Here is an 18,381-nt window from a genome sequence, read left to right as displayed (position 1 = left end):
GGACTTCAGCGCCTTCCCGGTGGCGCTCTGGCAGCGTCTGCAGAACAAGCACTGGCGCATGACTTACCCCGATATGCTCGACTACAGCTACTCCGGTGGCTACGCGCCGCTGCGCCGCTCGGTGGCCGACTACCTGCGCGTGTTTCGCAGCGTGCCGCTGGAGGTCGAGCAGGTCATCATCACCAGCGGTACCCAGCAGTCCATGGATTTGTGCGCCCAGTTGCTGGCCGATCACAACGATACGGTCTGGCTGGAGGACCCGGCCTACTGGGGCGCCGTCAAGGCTTTCATGGCCACCGGTCTGAAGCTCCATCCGGTGGCGGTCGATCAGCACGGTATTGCACCGCAAGCGCAGGACGAAGCGGCGCCGCCGCGTCTGATTTATGTGACGCCGTCGCACCAGTACCCCACCGGCGCCGTCATGTCGCTGGCCCGGCGGCATCAGATTCTGTCGCTCGCCAAGCAGCACAAGGCCTGGATTCTGGAGGACGATTACGACAGCGAGTTCCGTTTCAGCGGGCCGCCCATCTCGTCCCTGGCGGGTCTGGACACCGATGAGCGGGTGCTCTACATGGGGTCTTTTTCCAAAGTCTTGTACCCGGGTCTGAAGCTGGGCTATCTGGTGGTGCCCAAGGGGCTGGTGGCGGCGTTCAAGCAAGCCCATTACGACCTCAATCGTCCGGGCCAGATGCCGCTGCAGGCGGCCCTGGCGGAGTTCATCGAGATGGGGCATTTCGCCAGCGCCCTGCGCCGGGCTCGCCAGAGCTATGCCGAGCGTCGGCGCTGTCTGCTCGCGGCACTGCAGCCGTGTCTGGGTCAGCATGCCCAGATCACCGGTGCCGAGCAGGGCCTGCACCTGTGTCTGCGGCTGCCCGGGGTGGTCGACGACAAGGCGCTGGCCGAGCGCATTGCGCGCCTGGGTCTGACGGTGCGCGCCCTCTCAGCCTACTGCCTGGAGCGCAAGGATGCCAAGGGTCTGGTGATCGGCTACGGCTATGCCACGCTGGCCGATATCGAGCGCTGCGGTCCGCTGCTGGCTCGTGCCGTCTCCGAGACGCTGGAGCGGCTCAAAGCCTAACAATTTTGGCTTATGGCTCTTTCCCGAAGTGGTGACATGCCAAACCTCGTTCGGCATGGCGGGTGGATCAGGCTGGCGGGGCACTCAGCTCCGTGTCCCCCGCCCTGCGGGCTCCTCCTTTACCTGCGCCGAGCGCCCCACCAACCTGATCTTTCATGCCGGGTTGGCGTGCGAGCGGCGCAAACCACCAACGCCGCTGCCGAGGGCGCTGGGGTGGGTAGCGTAGCGAAATAAAGGCGGAGGCCGCAGGCCGGGGGACATTCGCGGAGCTACCCACCCCGGCGCCCTCGGGCCACAGACGCTTGAGCTCAAGCGACGGCTATCCTGGCCAACACCTGGTCGAAGGCAACCAGCAGTCTCTGCACATCGGCCGCCGTGGTGGCCGGACAGACCAGCATCATGTTGTGAAACGGCGTGATCAGCACGCCGCGATTGAGCAGCGCCAGATGAATCAGGTGCTCCAGTTCAGGGTCCAGCGCGGCGCCGGCTTCGCTGCCGTTGCGCGGCAGCGTGGCGCGGAACTGGAACTCGGTGCGTGCGCCCAGTTGCGTCACGCACCAGGGCAGGCGGCGGCGCGCGATGACCTCGCGCAAACCCTCGGCCAACGCGCTTGCGGTGCTCAGCATGCCCGCATAGACGGGCGCCGTCATCAACTCGCCGAGGGTGGCGCGCATGGCCGCCATGGCCAGCAGGTTGCCGCTCAGCGTGGTGCCTATGCCCGAGTGGCCCTCTGGCGCGTCGTGCTTGGCCTGCACCACGCGCCTGGCCCACTCGGCGCTGAACCCGTACACCGCGCAGGGCACGCCGCCGCCCACCGGCTTGCCCAGCACCATGGCATCGGGTTGCAGGCCGTGGGCGCCGCTGTAGCCGCCGGGGCCGCAACTGATGGTGTGGGTCTCGTCCAGCACCAGTGCCGCGCCATGCCGGCGGATCAGCGCCTGCGCCGCCTGCCAGTAGCCCGGCTCGGGCAACACCATGCCGATGTTGGTCATGGCCGGCTCGGCCAGCACGCAGGCGACATCGCCCTGGCTGAGCGCCGCATCCAGTGCGACAAGATCGTTGAACTCCACCACCACGGTGTTGGCAGTCAGGTCGTGCACCTGGCCCAGCAGGCTGCTCCGTTGCACCGGATGGCCCTCCTCCAGATCGACGAAGACATCGTCCACGGTGCCGTGGTAACAACCGTTGAAAACAATCAGCTTGCGCCGGCCGCTGGCCGCGCGCAGCCAGCGCAGCACGAAGCGATTGGCATCCGACGCGGTCATGGCGAACTGCCAGTAGGGCAGACCGAAGCGCTGGCTGAGCAATTCGCCGACCGCCGCCGCATCCGCGCCGGCCAGCATGGCGGTGATGCCGTGCGCCACCTGGCGTGCCACGGCGCGCGCCACCGGGGTCGGCGAGTGGCCGAACATGGCACCGGTATCGCCCAGGCAGAAGTCGCTCAGATCATGACCGTCGGCGTCCAGCAGGTGCGCGCCGGCCGCCTGTGCCACCTGCAAGGCAAACGGCGTGCCCCAGTCGTTCATCCAGTGCAGCGGCACACCGAACAGCAGGTGCTGGCTGGCGCGCTGGGCCAGCGCGCCGGAGTGTGGGTTGCGGGCAATGAAAGCGGCGCGTTCCGTTTGCAGCAGGACCTGGGCGCGCGCGCCATCGACGCCGCTGCGGTTTGGGTTTGAATCGTTGGCCATGGCGCAGCTCAAACCAGCAACAACAAATGCTCCCGTTCCCAGGAACTGATGACACGGTTGTAGGTGCCGAATTCGAGTTCCTTGACGGCGCAGAAGGCATCGACAAAGTGACTGCCCAGCAGCTCGCGCATGGGCGTGCAGGCGCGCAGCAGCTCGATCGCGTCCTCCAGATGGCGCGGCAGTTCATGCGCCATGTTCCAGGCGCTGCTGGCCACCGGTTCGGCCGGCTGGCGCCCTTCCAGCATGCCCAGATAGCCGCAGGCCAGCGTCGCTGCTATGGCCAGGTAGGGATTCACATCGACGCCCGGCACGCGGTTCTCGACGCGCCGCGCCTGCGCTGCCGACTTCGGAATGCGGATGCCGCAGGTGCGGTTGTCGTAGCCCCAGCGCACATTGGTCGGCGCCGACATGTGGGGCGCCAGACGCCGGTACGAGTTGACGTAAGGGGCCAGTATCGGCATCACCTGCGGCAGATAGTTCTGCAAGCCGGCGATGTAGTGAAAGAAGGCCGCACTGGCGCTACCGTCCTGCTGGCTGAAGAGGTTGCGGCCGTCGGCATCGAGGATGCTCTGGTGGATGTGCATGGCGCTGCCGGGCTCGGTCTCCATCGGTTTGGCCATGAAGGTGGCGAAAATGCCGTGGCGCAGCGCGGTCTCGCGCACCGTGCGCTTGAACAGGAACACGCGGTCGGCCAGTTCCAGCGGCTCGCCGTGCGTGAAATTGATCTCCATCTGGCCGGCGCCGGCCTCGTGGATCAGGGTCTCCACGCCCAATTTATGCACGCCGCAAAAAGTCGACAGCTCCATGAAGAAGGGATCGAAATCGTTCACCGCGTCGACCGAATAGCTCTGCCGTCCGGCCTCCGGCTTGCCGGTGCGCCCGATCGGCGGCTGCAGCGGCTCGTGCGGATTCTGCTGGCGCGCCACCAGGTAGAACTCCATCTCGGGCGCCACCACGGGGCGCCAGCCGCGCTGCGTGTACAGGTCGAGCACCCGGCGCAGCACGGCGCGCGGCGACAGCGCCACCGGCGAGCCGTCCCATTCAAAGCAGTCGTGGATGACCACCGCCACCGGCTCGGCGGCCCAGGGCACGACGCGGAAGGTGGCGGCGTCGGGTCGGCACAGCATGTCCGGGTCGGTGTCGCCGACATGCGGTCCGTTGTCGGGCTGCTGGCCGTTGACGGTATTGAGCAGCACGCTTTTGGGCAGCCGCATCTCGCCGGCACTCAGGAACAAGTCCTTCGGCAGGATCTTGCCGCGGGCGATGCCGGTCATGTCGGGAATCACGCACTCCACTTCGTGGATGCGGTGCTGGCTCAGCAGTTGGGTAATCGATTGGTCCATGGGGAGCCCGGCTAGAAAGCGTCGCGCAAGCGATAGAACAACGTCCCCAGAACCAGGCTGGGCATGCGCAACAAGGCACCACCGGGAAACTCGCGGTGCCGCAGGCGCGCAAACAAGTCAAAGCGTCCGGCCTGGCCGGCCACCGCCTGCGCCACCAGGCGGCCCGCCAGCCCGGTCAGGGCCACGCCGTGCCCGCTGAATCCCTGCAGGTAATACAGGTTGTCGCCCAGCCGTCCGAAGTCGGGCGCGCGGTTCATGCTGATGTCGACAAAACCGCCCCACACGTAGTCGATCGGAACGTCCTTCAATTCCGGAAACACCTGCTGCATGCGTGCGGCCATCAGTTCCTTGAGCCTGCGCGGCGTCATGGTGGTGTAGCTGACGCGGCCGCCAAACAGCATGCGGTGGTCGGCGCTGAAGCGGAAGTAATCGAGGATGAAGTTGTTGTCGCAGGCCGAGGCGTTGCTGGGAATCAGTTGCCGGCACAGGGCCGGATCGAGCGCCGCCGTGGCCACCATGTAGGTGCCCACCGGCATGATGCGCGGCGTGATGTCGGGCGCCACGCGCGGCCCGTACTCGCCCAGGGTGCAATTGCCGGCCAGCACGCCAAAGCGGGCGCTGACGACACCGCTCGCCGTGTGCGCTTGCAGACGGGCACCGCGCTGGATGTCCAGCACCGCCGAATGCTCGAAGATCCTGACGCCCAGCGAACGCGCCGCGTCGGCCAGTCCCAGCCCGTATTTCAGGGGATGCAGATGGCCGGAGACCGGCTCGAAGGCGGCGGCGCAATAGCGTTGCGAGCGGATATGACGCTGGGTATCCGCGCCGCTGGCGAAATCGGACGCAAAACCGTAGTCGCGCTGCAAGGATTTCATGTCGGCCTCCAGCGCGCGCGCCTTGCGCGGCGAATCGGCGACGTAGAGGTAACCCGAGACCCGGTCGCAGTCGATTTTGAACTGCGCAATGCGTTCATCGATCAGTTTGACGGCCTCGATCGTCATGTCCCAGGCCAGCCGCGCATCGGCCTTGCCGAGCTGCTGCTCGAACGGCCCCTGGCCGCTGGAATAACCGACGATCGCCTGGCCACCGTTGCGACCGGAGGCACCGCTGCAAACCCGATCCGCCTCCAGCACGATCACGCTCATGCCCTGCTGCGCCAGTTCGATCGCCGCCGACAAACCGGCATAACCGGCGCCCACCACCAACACATCGGCGTCCAGCGCGCCTTGCAGCGGCGGCTGCGCCGCGGCACGCGTGACGCTGGCTTCGTAATAACTTTTTTGATTCAGTTGGGTGTCCGAGTCAAGCAACATGGCCCACTCTCCCTTTAAGATGTTTGGCCACTTGGCCGCAAAGATAAGTCCAGACCAGGGTGGCGGCGACGTTGCTGGTGAGTTCGGCGTGGTCGTAAGCCGGCGCCACCTCGACGCAGTCCATGCCGATCAGGTTCAGCGACGCCAGTTCCTCAATGAAAGTCAGCAGTTGCGAGCTGCTCAGGCCCCCCGGCTCCGGCGTGCCGGTGCCGGGCGCGAACGCCGGGTCCAGACAGTCGATATCGAGCGTCAAATAACAGGGCCGGTTACCGATGCGATTCACTATCTGGGCAATGACAGGCTGCAAGCCGGCACCATCGAGCCCGCGCAATTGCCGGGCCGTGAAGATCAGGCCGCCCTGGTCCTGCACATACTCGCGGGCCGCGCGTTCGCCGCTGGAACGCAGCCCGATCTGCACCGTGTGACGGGGGCTCACCAGACCCTCGGCGATGGCCTCGTAAGTCCAGGTGCCGTGGCCGGACGGTTCGCCAAAATGGTCTTGCCAGGTATCGCAATGCGCATCGAAGTGCAGCAACGCCAGCTCACCATGCTGCGCCCGGGCGGCACGCAACAGCGGCAAGGTCACCGAATGATCGCCACCGAGAAAAACGCAATGGTGTCTGGCCATCAACACCGCGGCCTGGACCTGGATCTGGCGACGCACTTCGGCCAGCGGCGAGGCGTTGGGCAGGCGCAGGCCCAGCGCGTCGCCCAGATGGCCAATCGGCGAGACGCCAAACCAGGGATGCAAGCCATCGCACAGCATCAGGCTGGCACGCCGGATCTCCTGCGGTCCGAAGCGGGCCCCGGGTCGATTGGTGACGGCGCCGTCAAAAGGTACACCAACCAGGGCGAAAGCCTGATCGGCAAGTTCGGACACGGCCAGAAACCGGTTGCCGTTGTTGGCGTATGCGAATTGACCCATGCTCATCGGGATGCCTCTCTTTGGTGGAGCCTGAAGGTACCTCAACTTGGTGCCCCGCATTGGTGCCAATTTGGGTCTTGCAAGAGAAGCCACTGCGGCCGCGGCGCGCCTCAGGCATGATGCCGGGCTGGAACTTCAATTTTCAAAATACCTTGCAACGCACCCCCAACCGTCTGCTGGCCTATTTGCTGCTGGCCCTCAGCATGTCGCTGGTCGGCAGCTACGTCGCCCTCTCAAAACCCCTGGTGGCCGCCCTGCCCGTGATGCTGCTGGCCTGGCTGCGTTTTGGCATAGGCGCATTGGCGATGCCGCACTGGCTGATCAAGCCGGCCAGCGAGCCGGCGCTGACGCCGGCCACCCGCAAGCTGGTGTTCCTGGAGTCTTTCCTGGGCAATTTCCTGTTCTCCATCTGCATGCTGTACGGCGTCAGCCTGACCAGCGCGATCTCGGCCGGCGTCATCATGGCGGCGATTCCGGCCATGGTGGCGCTGCTGAGCTGGCTGTTCCTGCGCGAGCGCATCAGCCTGCGGGTCTGGGCCGCGATTGCCTGCGCCGCTGTCGGCATAGGTTTGTTTGCATTCTCGAAAGCGGCGCCGGCCACGCCCCAGGAAGCGGGCCTGGCGCCCGATCCGTCGTCGCACAACAGCTTGTGGGGCAATCTGCTGGTCTTTGGCGCGGTCGTCTGCGAGGCCTCTTACGCGGTCATCGGCAAGAAGCTCACCGGCGCCCTGGGACCCAAACGCATCACGGCGCTGATCAACCTATGGGGCTTCGCGCTGATGACGCCCATGGGCCTCTACTGGGCCTTGAAATTCGATTTTCACAGCGTGTCGGCCTCGATCTGGCTGCTGCTGGTGTTCTACGCGCTGGCGGCCAGCGTCTGGACCGTCTGGCTCTGGATGACCGGCCTGAAGTCGGTGCCAGCGGCGCAAGCCGGCGTCTTCACGGTGATGCTGCCGCTCGCCAGCGCGGCGGTGGGCGTGCTGGCGCTGGGTGAAACGCTGCGTGGCGTGCAACTGCTGGCCTTCGGCATCGCCTTGCTGGGCGTCGTGCTGGCGACGCTGCCGGCGCGCCACAGTCCCAATCCAGCCAAGGTCAGGTCAGACGCCGGGCACTGAGCAGCGCGCCGTCTTCGTCGGCATAGAGCCAGTCGCCGGGACGGACCCAAACGCCCTGGATCTGCACGGCGATGTTGGTTTGCCCCTGATTGCGCTTTTCGGTCGGCATGGGCATGCTGGCCAGGGCCCGAATGCCAAGCGCCAGTTGGGCCAACTCGGCAACATCGCGCACGCAGCCGTCGATCAGCACGCCGGCCCAGCCGTTCTTCAGCGCCGCCAGGCCCAGGTTGCCACCCAGCAAAGCGCGCCGCAAGGAGGCGCCGCCATCGACCACCAGCACCTTGCCGACCCGGCCCGCCGGCGTCTGCTCGAAACCGCTGGCATCAAGCACCGCCTTGACCGCCGAGTTGTCCTCGAAGCACTTGACGGTGACCACCGGACCGCAGAATTTGCGCACCGCAGCAAAGTCGCGAAACAGCGGTGGCAGCACCCGGAAGTCACCGGTCGCATCGTTCTTGTGGGCATCGCACAGGTCGCAGGTGGCAAATGAGGCGGTCATGATCGTGTTCCTTGGGTTGCCAAAATTGTAGGCCGCCACCAGCCTGTGGCGCTGCCGACAGGAACCGAAAATAGCCTGTCCTGACGCGGTCTTGATGGCCGCATCTGATGCACTGCATGAACCATTTGCCGCGGCCGCTGCGCGCCGCATTGCGTTTTCAGAGGGAAAAGCACTGAAATTCCCTGTGAAAAAAACAACACGCTCCAATGAAATAAACATTTTTTCGCTAGGAAACGGGCAAATTCTCCAGTAGCATCCGCATTGCCAGTGAAGAAGCAGTTTTTCGCTGGTGATTAATCAACTTCTAGAAGGACAATAAATCATGGCAACTGCAACCAAAGCTCCGGCAAAGAAAGCTGCACCCGCAAAAAAGGCAGCACCCGCCAAAAAAGTAGCCGCCAAGGCTCCGGCCAAGAAAGCGGCTCCGGCGAAAAAGGCAGCCCCCGCTAAAAAGGCCGCCCCCGCCAAGAAAGCAGCTCCCGCCAAAAAGGTAGCTGCGAAAAAAGCGCCCGCCAAAAAGCGCACGCCCAATGCAGCCTTCATGAAAGCCCTGACGCCTAGCGCCGCTCTGGCTGCCGTGGTGGGTGCCAACCCGCTGCCGCGCACCGAAGTCGTGAGCAAGCTGTGGGCTTACATCAAGAAGAACAAGCTGCAAGACGCCGTCAACAAACGCATGATCAACGCCGATGCCAAACTGAAGGAAATCTTCAGCAAGGCCCAAGTGTCCATGTTCGAGATGGCTGGCCTGATTGGCAAGCACCTCAAATAAGCGGCCCTGGCTGCTTAGCACAAAGGCCGGCGTAAGTCGGCCTTTTTTGTTCTGGCATGATGGCGCCCGAGTTTCGACAAAAATCCGCCAACCATGTTGCGTTTTCTTCTAACCCGCTTCAGCCTGATCGTTCCGACGTTTATAGGCATGACGCTGGTGGCGTTCTGCCTGATTCGCCTGGTGCCGGGCGACCCGATCGAAACCCTGGCCGGCGAGCGCGGCATCGACGCTGCGCGGCACGCCGTCCTGCTCAAGGAATACGGGCTGGACCGGCCGCTGCTGGTGCAGTACGGCATCTACATCGGCCGCGTTCTGCAAGGCGATCTGGGCACTTCCATCATTACCCACGAACCGGTGTTGAATGAATTCCTGGCACTGTTCCCGGCCACCATCGAACTGGCCTTGTCGGCCATCCTGTTTGCCCTGCTGCTGGGCATACCGGCCGGCATTCTGGCCGCGGTCAAGCGCAACTCGGTGCTGGACCACGGTGTCATGGGGGTCTCGCTGACCGGCTATTCGATGCCCATCTTCTGGTGGGGCCTGTTGCTGATCCTGCTGTTCTCGGTGCAGTTCGACCTGACCCCGGTATCCGGGCGCATCGCGGTCAAGTACTTCATCCAGCCGATCACCGGCTTTTTACTGATCGACTCCTGGCTGGCGGGCGACAAGGGCGCCTTCTGGTCGGCCGCCACCCATCTGATCCTGCCGACCATCGTGCTGGGCACCAATCCGCTGGCGGTGATCGCCCGCATGACGCGCTCGGCCATGCTGGAGGTGCTGGGTGAGGACTACATCCGCACCGCCCGTGCCAAGGGCTTGTCGAATCTGCGCGTGGTGGCGCTGCACGCCCTGCGCAATGCGCTGATCCCGGTGGTGACCGTCATCGGCTTGCAGGTGGGCGTGCTGTTCACCGGGGCGATCCTGACCGAGACCATCTTCTCCTGGCCCGGCGTCGGCAAATGGATGATAGAAGCCATTGGCCGGCGCGACTATCCGGTGCTGCAAGGCGGCATGCTGCTGCTGGGCGTCATCGTGATGCTGGTGAACCTGCTGGTGGACGTGACCTACGGCATCATCAACCCGAAGATAAGGCACTGAGCATGGCTGGCCAAGCGACCCTCGCAAGCAGCAAGACCACGGTTTTGGAAACGGTCGACGAAGCGCTGGAGCCGCCGCGCCCGTGGCGCGAGTTCTGGGGCTACTTCAGCGCCAACCACGGCGCCGTGGCGGGCCTGGTGATTGTGGTGCTGGTGCTGCTGATGGCCGCCCTGGCACCGCTGATTGCACCTTACGCGCCCGACCTGACCGACTCCGCCGTGTTTCTCAAACCGCCGGCCTGGCAGCTCGGCGGCTCCAGCGCGCACTGGCTGGGCACCGATGCCATTGGCCGCGACATCCTGTCGCGCCTGATCCACGGCGCCCGCCTGTCGCTGGCGATCGGCCTGGCGGTGGTGGCGCTGTCGGTCATGGTGGGTACCGTTCTGGGCCTGACGGCGGGCTATTTCCGCGGCATCTTCGAGATCGCCGTGATGCGCCTGATGGACATCATCCTGACCCTGCCCAGCCTGCTGCTGGCGATCGTCATCGTGGCGATTCTGGGGCCTGGCCTGATGAACGCCATGCTGGCGGTGGCGGTGGTGGTGCTGCCGCATTACGTGCGCATCACGCGGGCCGCCGTCATCGGCGAGATGGCCAAGGACTATGTCACGGCGGCGCGCATGAACGGTGCCAGCCATCTGCGCCTGATGTTCAATGAAGTGCTGCCCAATTGCACCGCGCCGCTGATCGTGCAGGCCTCGCTGGGCATCTCGACCGCCATCCTGGACGCCGCGGCGCTGGGCTTTCTGGGCCTGGGCGCGCAACCGCCCTCGCCCGAATGGGGCACCATGCTGGCCGATGCGCGCGAATTCGTGATGCGCGCCTGGTGGGTGGTGACCTTCCCCGGTCTGGCGATCCTGATCACCGTGCTGGCGTTCAACCTGCTGGGCGACGGTCTGCGTGACGCGTTCGATCCCAAACTGAAGCGTTGAGAAATATTCCCGTGGAAAATGCAAACTCAAAACACCCCAGCGTCATCCCGGACTTGAGGAGCCTGCCCCGGACTCCGATCCGGGGGGATCCAGGCACCCAGGGGACATGGATTGCGGATCAAGTCCGCAATGACAAGTAATGGCTCTGCTTGAAATAGAAAACCTGTCGGTCGAGTTTCCCTCGAAGAACGCGGTCATGCACGCCGTCGATGGCGTCAGTTTGTCGCTCGATGTCGGTGACGTGCTGGGTATCGTCGGCGAGTCCGGCTCGGGCAAAAGCGTCACCATGATGGCGCTGATGGGCCTGGTGCCCTACCCCGGTCGCGTGACAGCGGACAAACTGCGCTTTGACGGCCACGATCTGCTCTCCCTCTCCAGCAGTGAGCGCAGCAAGCTCACCGGCAAGGACGTGGCGATGATTTTCCAGGACCCCACGACCAGCCTGAATCCCTGCTTCACGGTCGGCTTTCAACTGGCCGAGACCTTGAAACTGCATCTGAAACTCGATAGCCGCGCGGCCCACAAACGCTCCATCGAGTTGCTGGAACAGGTCGGCATTCCGGCGCCCGAGAGCCGCCTGAAGGACTTTCCGCACCAGATGTCGGGCGGCATGAACCAGCGCGTCATGATCGCCATGGCGATTGCCTGCAACCCCAAGTTGCTGATCGCCGATGAGCCGACCACGGCGCTCGACGTCACGATCCAGGCGCAAATTCTGGACTTGCTGCAAAGCCTGCAAAAAGACCGTGGCATGGCGCTGGTGCTGATCACCCACAACATGGGCGTGGTGTCCGAGATGGCGCAGCGGGTGGCGGTGATGTATGCCGGGCAAATCATGGAGGAGCGCAGCGCGCAAGACCTGTTTGCGACGCCGCAGCACCCCTACACCGAAGCTCTGATGGCGGCGCTGCCGGAACGCAGCGACGGCCTGACCCGTCTGGCCACCATCCCCGGCATGGTGCCCGGCATGTACGACCGCCCGCCGGGCTGCCTGTTCGCGCCGCGCTGCGCCTATGCGCAGGACAGTTGCCGCGCGCAGCGCCCGGCCCTGCGCGACTGGCAACAAGGCATGGTGCGCTGCCAATTTCCCTTGGGGTCCAAAGCATGAGCACCGCCGCCAATGCCGTCGTCGTGGCGCGCGATCTGCGCCAGGTCTACAAAATCGGCCGCGGCTTTTTTCACGCCGCAGAACACCTGCAAGCGGTGGGTGGCGTTACCTTCACCCTGCAGCCCGGCAAGACCCTGGCGGTGGTGGGTGAATCGGGTTGCGGCAAGTCGACACTGGCGCGCATGGTGTCCCTGATCGAGACGCCCAGCTTGGGCCAGCTGCTGCTCAACCGCGTCGACGTGGTCAACGCGCCAACGCCCGAGCGCCACGCGCTGCGCCGCGCCGTGCAACTGGTGTTCCAGAATCCTTATGGCTCGCTCAATCCGCGCAAGAAGATCGGCGCCATTCTGGAGGCGCCGCTGCAGATCAACACCCAACTGTCGGCGCCCGAGTGCACCGAACAGGCGCGCGCCATGCTGGCGCTGGTGGGGCTGCGCCCGGAGCACTACGAGCGCTACCCGCACATGTTCTCGGGCGGCCAGCGCCAGCGTATCGCGATTGCGCGCGCGCTGATGCTCAAGCCCTCCCTGATCGTGGCCGACGAGCCGGTCTCGGCGCTCGACGTCTCGATCCAGGCGCAGGTACTGAACCTGCTGGCCGACCTGCAACAGGAACTGGGTCTGGCCTATCTGTTCATCTCGCACGACCTTGGCGTGGTGCGCCACATTGCCCACGACGTGATGGTCATGTACCTTGGCCACGCGGTCGAGCAGGGCGAGAAAAAGACCTTGTTCGCGCAACCACTTCATCCCTACACCCAGGCGCTGCTGGCCTCCACCCCCGGTATCATGGGCAGCGGTCCGACCCGAAAACGCATCGTGCTCAAGGGCGAACTGCCGTCACCCTTGAACCCGCCCAGCGGCTGTGTCTTTTCCACCCGCTGCGCCAGCGTCACGCCGCGCTGCCTGGTGGAACGCCCGGTACTGCGCGAACTCGCCGGACGCCAGGTGGCGTGCCACGAGGCCGAACAATTTACCCAACCCGCTGCGTCGCAGCATTAACCCAAGAGGAGTCCAAAAGATGAATCAATCGAAATCAGGTGGCGGTCGAAAACTCTCGACCCAACGTTCGCTGCTGTGCGCGCTGGCACTGCCGGCGCTGCTGGCGCTGGCGCCGGTCTCCGCCAAGACGTTGGTGTTCTGCTCGGAAGGCAGCCCGGAGAACTTCTATCCCGGCATCAACACCACCGGTACCTCGTTCGATGCCAACAGCCAGATCTACAGCCGTCTGGTCGACTTCGAGCGCGGCGGCACCGCGGTCGTGCCGGGCCTGGCCGAGCGCTGGACGGTGTCGCCCGACGGCAAGGAATACACCTTCTTCCTGCGCAAAGGCGTCAAGTGGCACAGCAACAAGAACTTCAAGCCGACGCGCGACATGAACGCCGACGACATCATTTTTGCCATCGAGCGCCAGTGGAAGGAAAGCAACCCCTACTTCAAGGTCACCAGTTCCAATCACTCCTACTTCAACGACATGGGCATGGACAAGCTGATCAAGTCGGTCGACAAGGTCAATGACCTGACCGTCAAGATCACGCTGAACAAGCCCGAGGCACCGTTCCTGTCGGGCTGGGCCATGGAATACGCCGGCATCCAATCGAAAGAGTACGCCGATGCCATGCTGAAGGCCGGCACGCCCGAGAAGATCGACCAGGAGCCGATCGGCAGCGGGCCCTTCATGTTGGTGCAGTACCAGAAAGACGCCCTGATCCGCTACAAGGCGTTCCCAGACTACTACGCCGGCAAGGCCAAGATCGACGACCTGGTGTTCTCCATCACGCCGGACGCCTCGGTGCGCTGGGCCAAGCTGCAAAAAGGCGAGTGCCATGTGATGCCCTACCCCAATCCGGCCGATCTGGATGCGATGCGCAAGGACCCCAAAATTCAGGTGCTGGAACAAGCCGGCCTGAACGTCGGCTACCTGGCCTACAACACCACCAAGAAGCCGTTTGACGACGTGCGCGTGCGCAAGGCGGTCAACATGGCGATCAACAAGCAGGCGATCATCGACGCCGTTTACCTGAGCACCGGCGTGGCCGCGAAGAACCCGATTCCGCCGACCCAGTGGTCTTACAACAACGCCATCAAGGACGATCCGTTCGACCCGGAAGGCGCCAAGAAACTGTTGGCCGCCGCCGGTCTGCCGGGTGGCTTCAGCACCGACCTGTGGGCCATGCCGGTACAGCGCCCCTACAACCCCAACGCCCGGCGTATTGCCGAACTGATGCAAGCGGACCTGGCCAAGGTCGGCATCAAGGCCGAGATCAAGAGCTTCGAGTGGGGTGAGTACCGCAAGCGCATGCAAAACGGCGAACATCAGATGGGCATGATGGGCTGGACCGGTGACAACGGCGACCCGGACAACTTCCTGCACACATTGCTGGGCTGCGATGCCGCCAAATCGAACGGCAGCAATGTGGCCAAGTTCTGCTACAAGCCGTTTGAGGATCTGGTGCAAAAAGCCAAGGTCGTGAGCGACCCGGCGGAACGCTCCAAGCTCTACATGCAGGCGCAAGTCGTCTTCAAGGAGCAAGCGCCCTGGTTCACCATCGCCCACGCGGTGCAGCTCAAACCGGTGCGCAAGGAAGTGATCGACTTCAAGCTCAGCCCGTTCGGCCGGCACAGCTTCTACGGCGTGGACATCAAGGAGTAAACGCTGAATCGAGGCAAAAAAAACCGGCGAAAGCCGGTTTTTTTTAACTGTCGGCCAATTCAAGGGGCCGATTACCCGATCGCGAGCAGGGCTTTTATTTTGGCTCGCACATGCAGCATCACCTCTGCCGTCACACTCCCTTTTTTCTTCGCCCGGCGGATTTTCCAATCCAGCGACTTGACTTGATCGGAAAGCACCACAGCCTCAACATCGCCAACCGAGGTGAGCACTTCAAAGGGATAGCCTTTGATTTTGGTGCTCATCGGGCAGCAGACCATGAGCCCCGTCTTGCCGTTGTAACTGGCCGGACTGACTACCAGGGCAGGTCGATGACCCGCCTGTTCGTGACCCGCTTGGGGGTCAAATTCGAGCCAGACAACATCGCCCGAATCGGGTACGTAGCGGGTGGCCATCAGAGCAATTCCTTGCCGACGGGACCACCAAATTCGACTTCGGCATGCAAATTTTTGACCGTGACGCCGGCCAGCAGCCCTTCGAGCGAGTACGACACCTGCTTCAGGGGTTCAATGATTATTTTCCCCTCTTCGACCGTGACGCTGACTTTTTGTTCAAGGTCAAAGTGCGCCAGGCTCATCACCGACATCGGAATGCGAACAGCGGGGCTGTTGCCCCATTTGCGTATGACGGTATTCATGACATTCTCCTAAATGTATCTACATTGTAGATACTTGAGAAAGCTTGTCAAATGCTGCCGACAATGCTGCCGCCGGCACCACTGCGCAGCAGGCCGCGCAGCGTTGCCGGCGCAATCACCTTGTGCGCCGGCGCGACAAAAAACATGTACAGCTTGCCCAGCCGGTTGTGCACATGCACCACGGTGGAGATGTTGACCAGCACAGCCTCGTCGCGCAGCAGCTTGCAAACAGACACCTGCACGTCCAGGTGCTTGTCCGAGTCGGCCAGGATGACCTCCATGTCCGTCAGATAGCGCAGCGAGAAAATGCCGACCCGGTCACCCACGCGGTAGGCGCCGGCCGGCTTGCCCGGATCAAGGTGATTGAAGGAGCCCAGGTTTTTCAGCCCGACCAGGCCGACCACGCGGTTGCGCAGGCGCATCAAGAAGTCGATCCAGCGGGGTGTCTTGAGAAAGATCTGCAAACTCAGCTCCAGTGCCGAGTTGCCCGCAGCCCGCGCCGGCAACAGGGCTTGGTAGCTGTCGTGAAAGTAGGCGCTGGGCAATTGACGCTCGATTTCACTGCCGGGAGGCACTTGCGCCGCGCCAACGCTGGCGGTCACGATAACAGCCCGTAGCCCTGCGCCAGCAACAGCGCGGCGATCGGGAGTACCGCCAGAAACGGCGACCGAGGAAAGGCCAGCACACCCACCAGCGCCAGGCCCAGCAAATAGCGAGCGATCAGTCTGACCGTCGCCTGGTCGCCGCCAGCGACGGCATGCAGGCACAACTGGCCGGCCAGCATCAGCAGCGGCCCGAAAGCCAGAAACCAGAAAGCGGCAATCCGCCCCGGGTGTGCCTTGAATTGATCGAAGAGGCCGTCCGACAGGGCCGCCGCCAGCGGCGCGCGGAAGCTGATCAGGCCATACAGAATGTGACCGACGCCCAGGGCGAAGATCATCCAGGAGAGGTTTTTTGACATGGCCTCGACTGTGCCTGATCCCGCCGCCCCTTGTCTTGAACGTTTCGGACATGGGGCGGGGCTTCGATAAACTCCGGCGATGGTCATGGCAAACAGGATCGTGAAAGAAGTTCACGGCAAACAAGGCACAACGCATAGCGCGTTGCTGGCACCCAGTCCGGCCCTGGCCGCCTGTGTCCGCGCCTACCTGACCCGCAGCACCCTGGCCGCCGACCTGACATTGGAGGAACGGCGCAACCATTTTCCGCCGACCCCGACCTGCGTCATCACCTGGATCATCGAGGGACGGGACTCACGCCTGGACCAGTTGGAGCGTGCGGCAACTGGCCCGCTGACGCTGCCGGTGATCTTCTCCGGGCCGCACACCCAGACCTCGGTCAGCGACAACCCCGGACCGGTGCATTTCTTTACCCTGTTCATTTATCCCGACGCCATCCGTGCCCTGACCGGCCTGGACATCGCGGTGCATGTGAACCGGTCCAGCCCCTTCAGCGAGGTCATGGATGCCCAGTGGCAGCAGATAGCGCGCGCAGTGCTTGAGGCGCCGGACGATGACCGGCGCGTGCAGTTGATCGAGGATTTTTTGACCCCGCGCTGGCAGGCGGTCCGGCCACCTGATCCAGCCCATCCCGGGCAATTTCTGGACTGGTCCAGCAGCGTCGCCCAACGTGCCGAGAAACAGGACGGCGGCCGCAGCGAGCGCCAAGTCGACCGCCGCATCAAGCGCTGGACCGGCCAGGCGCTGCGCCAACTGCGCGGCATTGGCCGGGCCGAGGAGTCCTTGTTTCGGGCGCGCCAGGCGTTCGACGCGAACGCCCTGAGCTGGTCCGACATCGCCGCCGACAGCGGCTATGCCGATCAAGCCCATCTGTGCCGCGAGTTTCGCCGCGTCACCGGCCTGCGCCCCGGCGAATTGAAAAAATGCATCGGCCACGAAAGCTACTGGCTGTACCAGGTGTGGGCCCAAATCCCAGAGCCCACGTAGTTTGAATGAGGCAGTGGCCAGGCACGACCCATAGTGCAAAGCCACCGGTCAAACGATTGAGTGATTTCTGGACCAATCCACCTTGGTGAACCAGGGCTTGGTGGGCTCTTCAACCTTACGATTTTCTCGTACGGTTGCTCAGAGCCTGCCTCCAGGGCCAATTTGCGCTTCAGATCAGACCAGTACCGATTGGCATAGGAGCTTTCAGTCAGCACCTGCACCACGTCAACCACCGAAAACCACCCTGTTTCAGTGTCTTCGTCACATTCAAAGTGCGACCGGATGATTTTGGGAGACTGGCCCACATCAAAGTGACAACGCACGGTATCGTGCACAGCCATACGCAAAAAGTCTTTGCAAAACGCACTTAATGCAAATACAATAAGTACGATGCGAATCGAATTCGACCCAACCAAAGATAGAACCAACACTGCAAAACACGGGGTTTCGTTGGCTTTGGCTTCGCAGTTGGAATGGGACGGCGCGTTGGTGTGGGCTGACAGCCGAAAAAGCTACGGCGAAACCCGCCAAAGCGCCTTGGGGCTGATTGGTGAACGCGTGTATTTTGTGGCGTTCGTTGACCGTGGCACTGTGCGGCGTGTCATCAGCCTACGCAAGGCAAACGATAGAGAGGTAATGCACTATGCAGCAAACACTTAAAACCAAATCGGGCCGCACCATCATCCGGCCCACCAAAGCTGAGGATGCCGCCATTACAGCCGCCGCACTGTCTGACCCGGACGCGCAGCCTCTGACAAACGCGCAATTGAAGACCATGCGCCCGATGGGCCGCCCGCGCATTGCAAACCCCAAAGCACCCTTGACCATGCGTATTGATGCCGACGTGCTGGAAGCGCTGCGCACCAGCGGCCAAGGCTGGCAAACCCGTGTGAACGCCTTGCTGCGTGAGGCCGTGAGCACGGGCAAGGTCTAGATGCCCATCCCACGCCCCGGCATCACTGCCGGGCGATCCGTGTCATCTACTTTGTGAGCTGACTATGCGGCTTTTGGATTTGAGAAAAATGACAAAGCCAACATCAGTGATCAAGAACTGGAAGCTTTGCAAGACCTTGCACAGGATCTGCTGGCAAGAACGGGGACGCAACTTGACCTCGCTGTCCAGGCAAACGCAGTAACCATCCCCCGGCAAAGCCGGGGGCTTTCAAATTGTGAGCCGCTCAAAGCGGCAAAACGGGGTCGCTAACGCGGCCCCAACCCTTGGTGCCACCGTTTCGGTGGCCGTTTATCTCCACAGCC

General features: G+C 63.4%; 20 protein-coding genes and 1 pseudogene. 12 read left to right on the top strand and 9 right to left on the bottom strand.

All coding sequences use genetic code 11. The features are described from left to right. The coding region (locus PHS32_RS22870) for a PLP-dependent aminotransferase family protein (RefSeq protein ID WP_301081757.1) at positions 1-1,078 on the top strand (1,078 nt) is incomplete at its 5' end. Between the two features lie 308 nt (positions 1,079-1,386). Here the strand turns inward: PHS32_RS22870 and PHS32_RS22865 are convergent. From PHS32_RS22865 to speB, 4 genes are read right to left on the bottom strand one after another with little or no spacing between them, the layout of a single operon-like run. After that, positions 1,387-2,766 (bottom strand): aspartate aminotransferase family protein, encoded by a 1,380-nt coding sequence (locus PHS32_RS22865; RefSeq protein WP_301081756.1) that lies wholly within the window; start codon positions 2,764-2,766, stop codon positions 1,387-1,389. Between the two features lie 8 nt (positions 2,767-2,774). Further along, entirely contained in the window at positions 2,775-4,109 is a 1,335-nt protein-coding gene (locus PHS32_RS22860; protein ID WP_301081755.1) for a glutamine synthetase family protein, read from the bottom strand. A gap of 11 nt (positions 4,110-4,120) precedes the next feature. Then, a complete protein-coding gene (locus PHS32_RS22855; protein WP_301081754.1) occupies positions 4,121-5,422 on the bottom strand; it encodes an FAD-binding oxidoreductase in 1,302 nt (433 codons plus the stop codon). Next, positions 5,412-6,353 carry an agmatinase gene (speB, locus tag PHS32_RS22850; RefSeq protein WP_301081753.1) on the bottom strand — a complete coding sequence of 314 codons (942 nt, stop codon included), beginning with the start codon at positions 6,351-6,353 and terminating at the stop codon, positions 5,412-5,414. Before speB ends, PHS32_RS22855 begins: the two co-directional genes overlap by 11 nt. A gap of 113 nt (positions 6,354-6,466) precedes the next feature. On the opposite strand from speB, the gene PHS32_RS22845 reads away from it, so the two are divergent. Beyond that, positions 6,467-7,465, top strand: coding sequence for a DMT family transporter (locus PHS32_RS22845; RefSeq protein WP_301081758.1), 999 nt, complete (start codon positions 6,467-6,469; stop codon positions 7,463-7,465). On the opposite strand, the gene rraA is transcribed toward PHS32_RS22845, so the two are convergent. Continuing rightward, positions 7,443-7,964 (bottom strand): ribonuclease E activity regulator RraA, encoded by a 522-nt coding sequence (gene rraA / locus PHS32_RS22840; protein ID WP_301081752.1) that lies wholly within the window; start codon positions 7,962-7,964, stop codon positions 7,443-7,445. The genes PHS32_RS22845 and rraA overlap by 23 nt on opposite strands. A gap of 322 nt (positions 7,965-8,286) precedes the next feature. Here rraA and PHS32_RS22835 point away from each other — a divergent pair, with 322 nt between their 5' ends. From PHS32_RS22835 to PHS32_RS22810, 6 genes are all read left to right on the top strand, one after another. Beyond that, the gene (locus PHS32_RS22835; protein WP_301081751.1) at positions 8,287-8,733 is read left to right on the top strand and encodes an SWIB/MDM2 domain-containing protein; all 447 of its coding nucleotides are present in this window, start codon (positions 8,287-8,289) and stop codon (positions 8,731-8,733) included. A 93-nt stretch (positions 8,734-8,826) separates the two neighbouring features. Continuing rightward, complete coding sequence (locus tag PHS32_RS22830) at positions 8,827-9,831, top strand: ABC transporter permease subunit (protein ID WP_301081750.1); 1,005 nt, start codon at positions 8,827-8,829, stop codon at positions 9,829-9,831. A gap of 2 nt (positions 9,832-9,833) precedes the next feature. After that, a complete protein-coding gene (locus PHS32_RS22825) occupies positions 9,834-10,763 on the top strand; it encodes an ABC transporter permease subunit (protein ID WP_301081749.1) in 930 nt (309 codons plus the stop codon). Between the two features lie 139 nt (positions 10,764-10,902). Further along, positions 10,903-11,871 (top strand): ABC transporter ATP-binding protein, encoded by a 969-nt coding sequence (locus PHS32_RS22820; protein WP_301081748.1) that lies wholly within the window; start codon positions 10,903-10,905, stop codon positions 11,869-11,871. Continuing rightward, the gene (locus tag PHS32_RS22815; RefSeq protein WP_301081747.1) at positions 11,868-12,872 is read left to right on the top strand and encodes a dipeptide ABC transporter ATP-binding protein; all 1,005 of its coding nucleotides are present in this window, start codon (positions 11,868-11,870) and stop codon (positions 12,870-12,872) included. The genes PHS32_RS22820 and PHS32_RS22815 overlap by 4 nt, the downstream gene beginning before the upstream one ends. A gap of 19 nt (positions 12,873-12,891) precedes the next feature. Further along, positions 12,892-14,523, top strand: a complete 1,632-nt coding sequence (locus PHS32_RS22810; protein ID WP_301081746.1) for an ABC transporter substrate-binding protein — start codon at positions 12,892-12,894, stop codon at positions 14,521-14,523. Positions 14,524-14,594: 71 nt separating this feature from the next. Here PHS32_RS22810 and mazF read toward each other — a convergent pair whose 3' ends face one another. Genes mazF through PHS32_RS22790 form a run of 4 tightly spaced genes read right to left on the bottom strand, consistent with a single transcriptional unit; the run spans position 14,595 to position 16,139 of the window. Next, positions 14,595-14,936 (bottom strand): endoribonuclease MazF, encoded by a 342-nt coding sequence (mazF, locus tag PHS32_RS22805; RefSeq protein WP_301081745.1) that lies wholly within the window; start codon positions 14,934-14,936, stop codon positions 14,595-14,597. Next, positions 14,936-15,178 carry an AbrB/MazE/SpoVT family DNA-binding domain-containing protein gene (locus tag PHS32_RS22800; RefSeq protein WP_301081744.1) on the bottom strand — a complete coding sequence of 81 codons (243 nt, stop codon included), beginning with the start codon at positions 15,176-15,178 and terminating at the stop codon, positions 14,936-14,938. The genes mazF and PHS32_RS22800 overlap by 1 nt, the downstream gene beginning before the upstream one ends. A 47-nt stretch (positions 15,179-15,225) precedes the next feature. Continuing rightward, entirely contained in the window at positions 15,226-15,780 is a 555-nt protein-coding gene (locus tag PHS32_RS22795) for a DUF2867 domain-containing protein (RefSeq protein ID WP_301081743.1), read from the bottom strand. Beyond that, positions 15,777-16,139 (bottom strand): DUF6463 family protein, encoded by a 363-nt coding sequence (locus PHS32_RS22790; RefSeq protein ID WP_301081742.1) that lies wholly within the window; start codon positions 16,137-16,139, stop codon positions 15,777-15,779. The genes PHS32_RS22795 and PHS32_RS22790 overlap by 4 nt, the downstream gene beginning before the upstream one ends. A gap of 85 nt (positions 16,140-16,224) precedes the next feature. On the opposite strand from PHS32_RS22790, the gene PHS32_RS22785 reads away from it, so the two are divergent. The 4 genes and pseudogenes from PHS32_RS22785 to PHS32_RS22770 all read left to right on the top strand — a co-directional run. Next, positions 16,225-17,124: an AraC family transcriptional regulator gene (locus tag PHS32_RS22785; protein ID WP_301081741.1), complete on the top strand. Its 900-nt coding sequence runs from the start codon at positions 16,225-16,227 to the stop codon at positions 17,122-17,124. A gap of 390 nt (positions 17,125-17,514) precedes the next feature. After that, the gene (locus tag PHS32_RS22780; RefSeq protein WP_301081740.1) at positions 17,515-17,784 is read left to right on the top strand and encodes a BrnT family toxin; all 270 of its coding nucleotides are present in this window, start codon (positions 17,515-17,517) and stop codon (positions 17,782-17,784) included. After that, the gene (locus tag PHS32_RS22775) at positions 17,768-18,058 is read left to right on the top strand and encodes a BrnA antitoxin family protein (RefSeq protein WP_301081738.1); all 291 of its coding nucleotides are present in this window, start codon (positions 17,768-17,770) and stop codon (positions 18,056-18,058) included. The genes PHS32_RS22780 and PHS32_RS22775 overlap by 17 nt, the downstream gene beginning before the upstream one ends. 84 nt (positions 18,059-18,142) lie before the next feature. Beyond that, positions 18,143-18,328 (top strand): annotated as a pseudogene (locus PHS32_RS22770) (hypothetical protein); the annotation flags it as partial. Between the last annotated feature and the right edge of the window lie 53 nt (positions 18,329-18,381).

The organism is Rhodoferax sp., assembly GCF_028714215.1.
Lineage (GTDB): Bacteria > Pseudomonadota > Gammaproteobacteria > Burkholderiales > Burkholderiaceae_C > Rhodoferax.
Note: the sequence above shows the minus strand (reverse complement) of the source record. Positions and strands in the feature narration are given on the sequence as shown.

What these genes read in the sequence shown, in the direction of transcription:
- PHS32_RS22865 (WP_301081756.1), bottom strand. Translation starts at nt 2,766, where the DNA reads ATGGCCAACGATTCAAACCCAAACCGCAGCGGCGTCGATGGCGCGCGC.
- PHS32_RS22860 (WP_301081755.1), bottom strand. Translation starts at nt 4,109, where the DNA reads ATGGACCAATCGATTACCCAACTGCTGAGCCAGCACCGCATCCACGAA.
- PHS32_RS22855 (WP_301081754.1), bottom strand. Translation starts at nt 5,422, where the DNA reads ATGTTGCTTGACTCGGACACCCAACTGAATCAAAAAAGTTATTACGAA.
- speB (WP_301081753.1), bottom strand. Translation starts at nt 6,353, where the DNA reads ATGAGCATGGGTCAATTCGCATACGCCAACAACGGCAACCGGTTTCTG.
- PHS32_RS22845 (WP_301081758.1), top strand. Translation starts at nt 6,467, where the DNA reads ATGCCGGGCTGGAACTTCAATTTTCAAAATACCTTGCAACGCACCCCC.
- rraA (WP_301081752.1), bottom strand. Translation starts at nt 7,964, where the DNA reads ATGACCGCCTCATTTGCCACCTGCGACCTGTGCGATGCCCACAAGAAC.
- PHS32_RS22835 (WP_301081751.1), top strand. Translation starts at nt 8,287, where the DNA reads ATGGCAACTGCAACCAAAGCTCCGGCAAAGAAAGCTGCACCCGCAAAA.
- PHS32_RS22830 (WP_301081750.1), top strand. Translation starts at nt 8,827, where the DNA reads ATGTTGCGTTTTCTTCTAACCCGCTTCAGCCTGATCGTTCCGACGTTT.
- PHS32_RS22825 (WP_301081749.1), top strand. Translation starts at nt 9,834, where the DNA reads ATGGCTGGCCAAGCGACCCTCGCAAGCAGCAAGACCACGGTTTTGGAA.
- PHS32_RS22820 (WP_301081748.1), top strand. Translation starts at nt 10,903, where the DNA reads ATGGCTCTGCTTGAAATAGAAAACCTGTCGGTCGAGTTTCCCTCGAAG.
- PHS32_RS22815 (WP_301081747.1), top strand. Translation starts at nt 11,868, where the DNA reads ATGAGCACCGCCGCCAATGCCGTCGTCGTGGCGCGCGATCTGCGCCAG.
- PHS32_RS22810 (WP_301081746.1), top strand. Translation starts at nt 12,892, where the DNA reads ATGAATCAATCGAAATCAGGTGGCGGTCGAAAACTCTCGACCCAACGT.
- mazF (WP_301081745.1), bottom strand. Translation starts at nt 14,936, where the DNA reads ATGGCCACCCGCTACGTACCCGATTCGGGCGATGTTGTCTGGCTCGAA.
- PHS32_RS22800 (WP_301081744.1), bottom strand. Translation starts at nt 15,178, where the DNA reads ATGAATACCGTCATACGCAAATGGGGCAACAGCCCCGCTGTTCGCATT.
- PHS32_RS22790 (WP_301081742.1), bottom strand. Translation starts at nt 16,139, where the DNA reads ATGTCAAAAAACCTCTCCTGGATGATCTTCGCCCTGGGCGTCGGTCAC.
- PHS32_RS22785 (WP_301081741.1), top strand. Translation starts at nt 16,225, where the DNA reads ATGGCAAACAGGATCGTGAAAGAAGTTCACGGCAAACAAGGCACAACG.
- PHS32_RS22780 (WP_301081740.1), top strand. Translation starts at nt 17,515, where the DNA reads ATGCGAATCGAATTCGACCCAACCAAAGATAGAACCAACACTGCAAAA.
- PHS32_RS22775 (WP_301081738.1), top strand. Translation starts at nt 17,768, where the DNA reads ATGCAGCAAACACTTAAAACCAAATCGGGCCGCACCATCATCCGGCCC.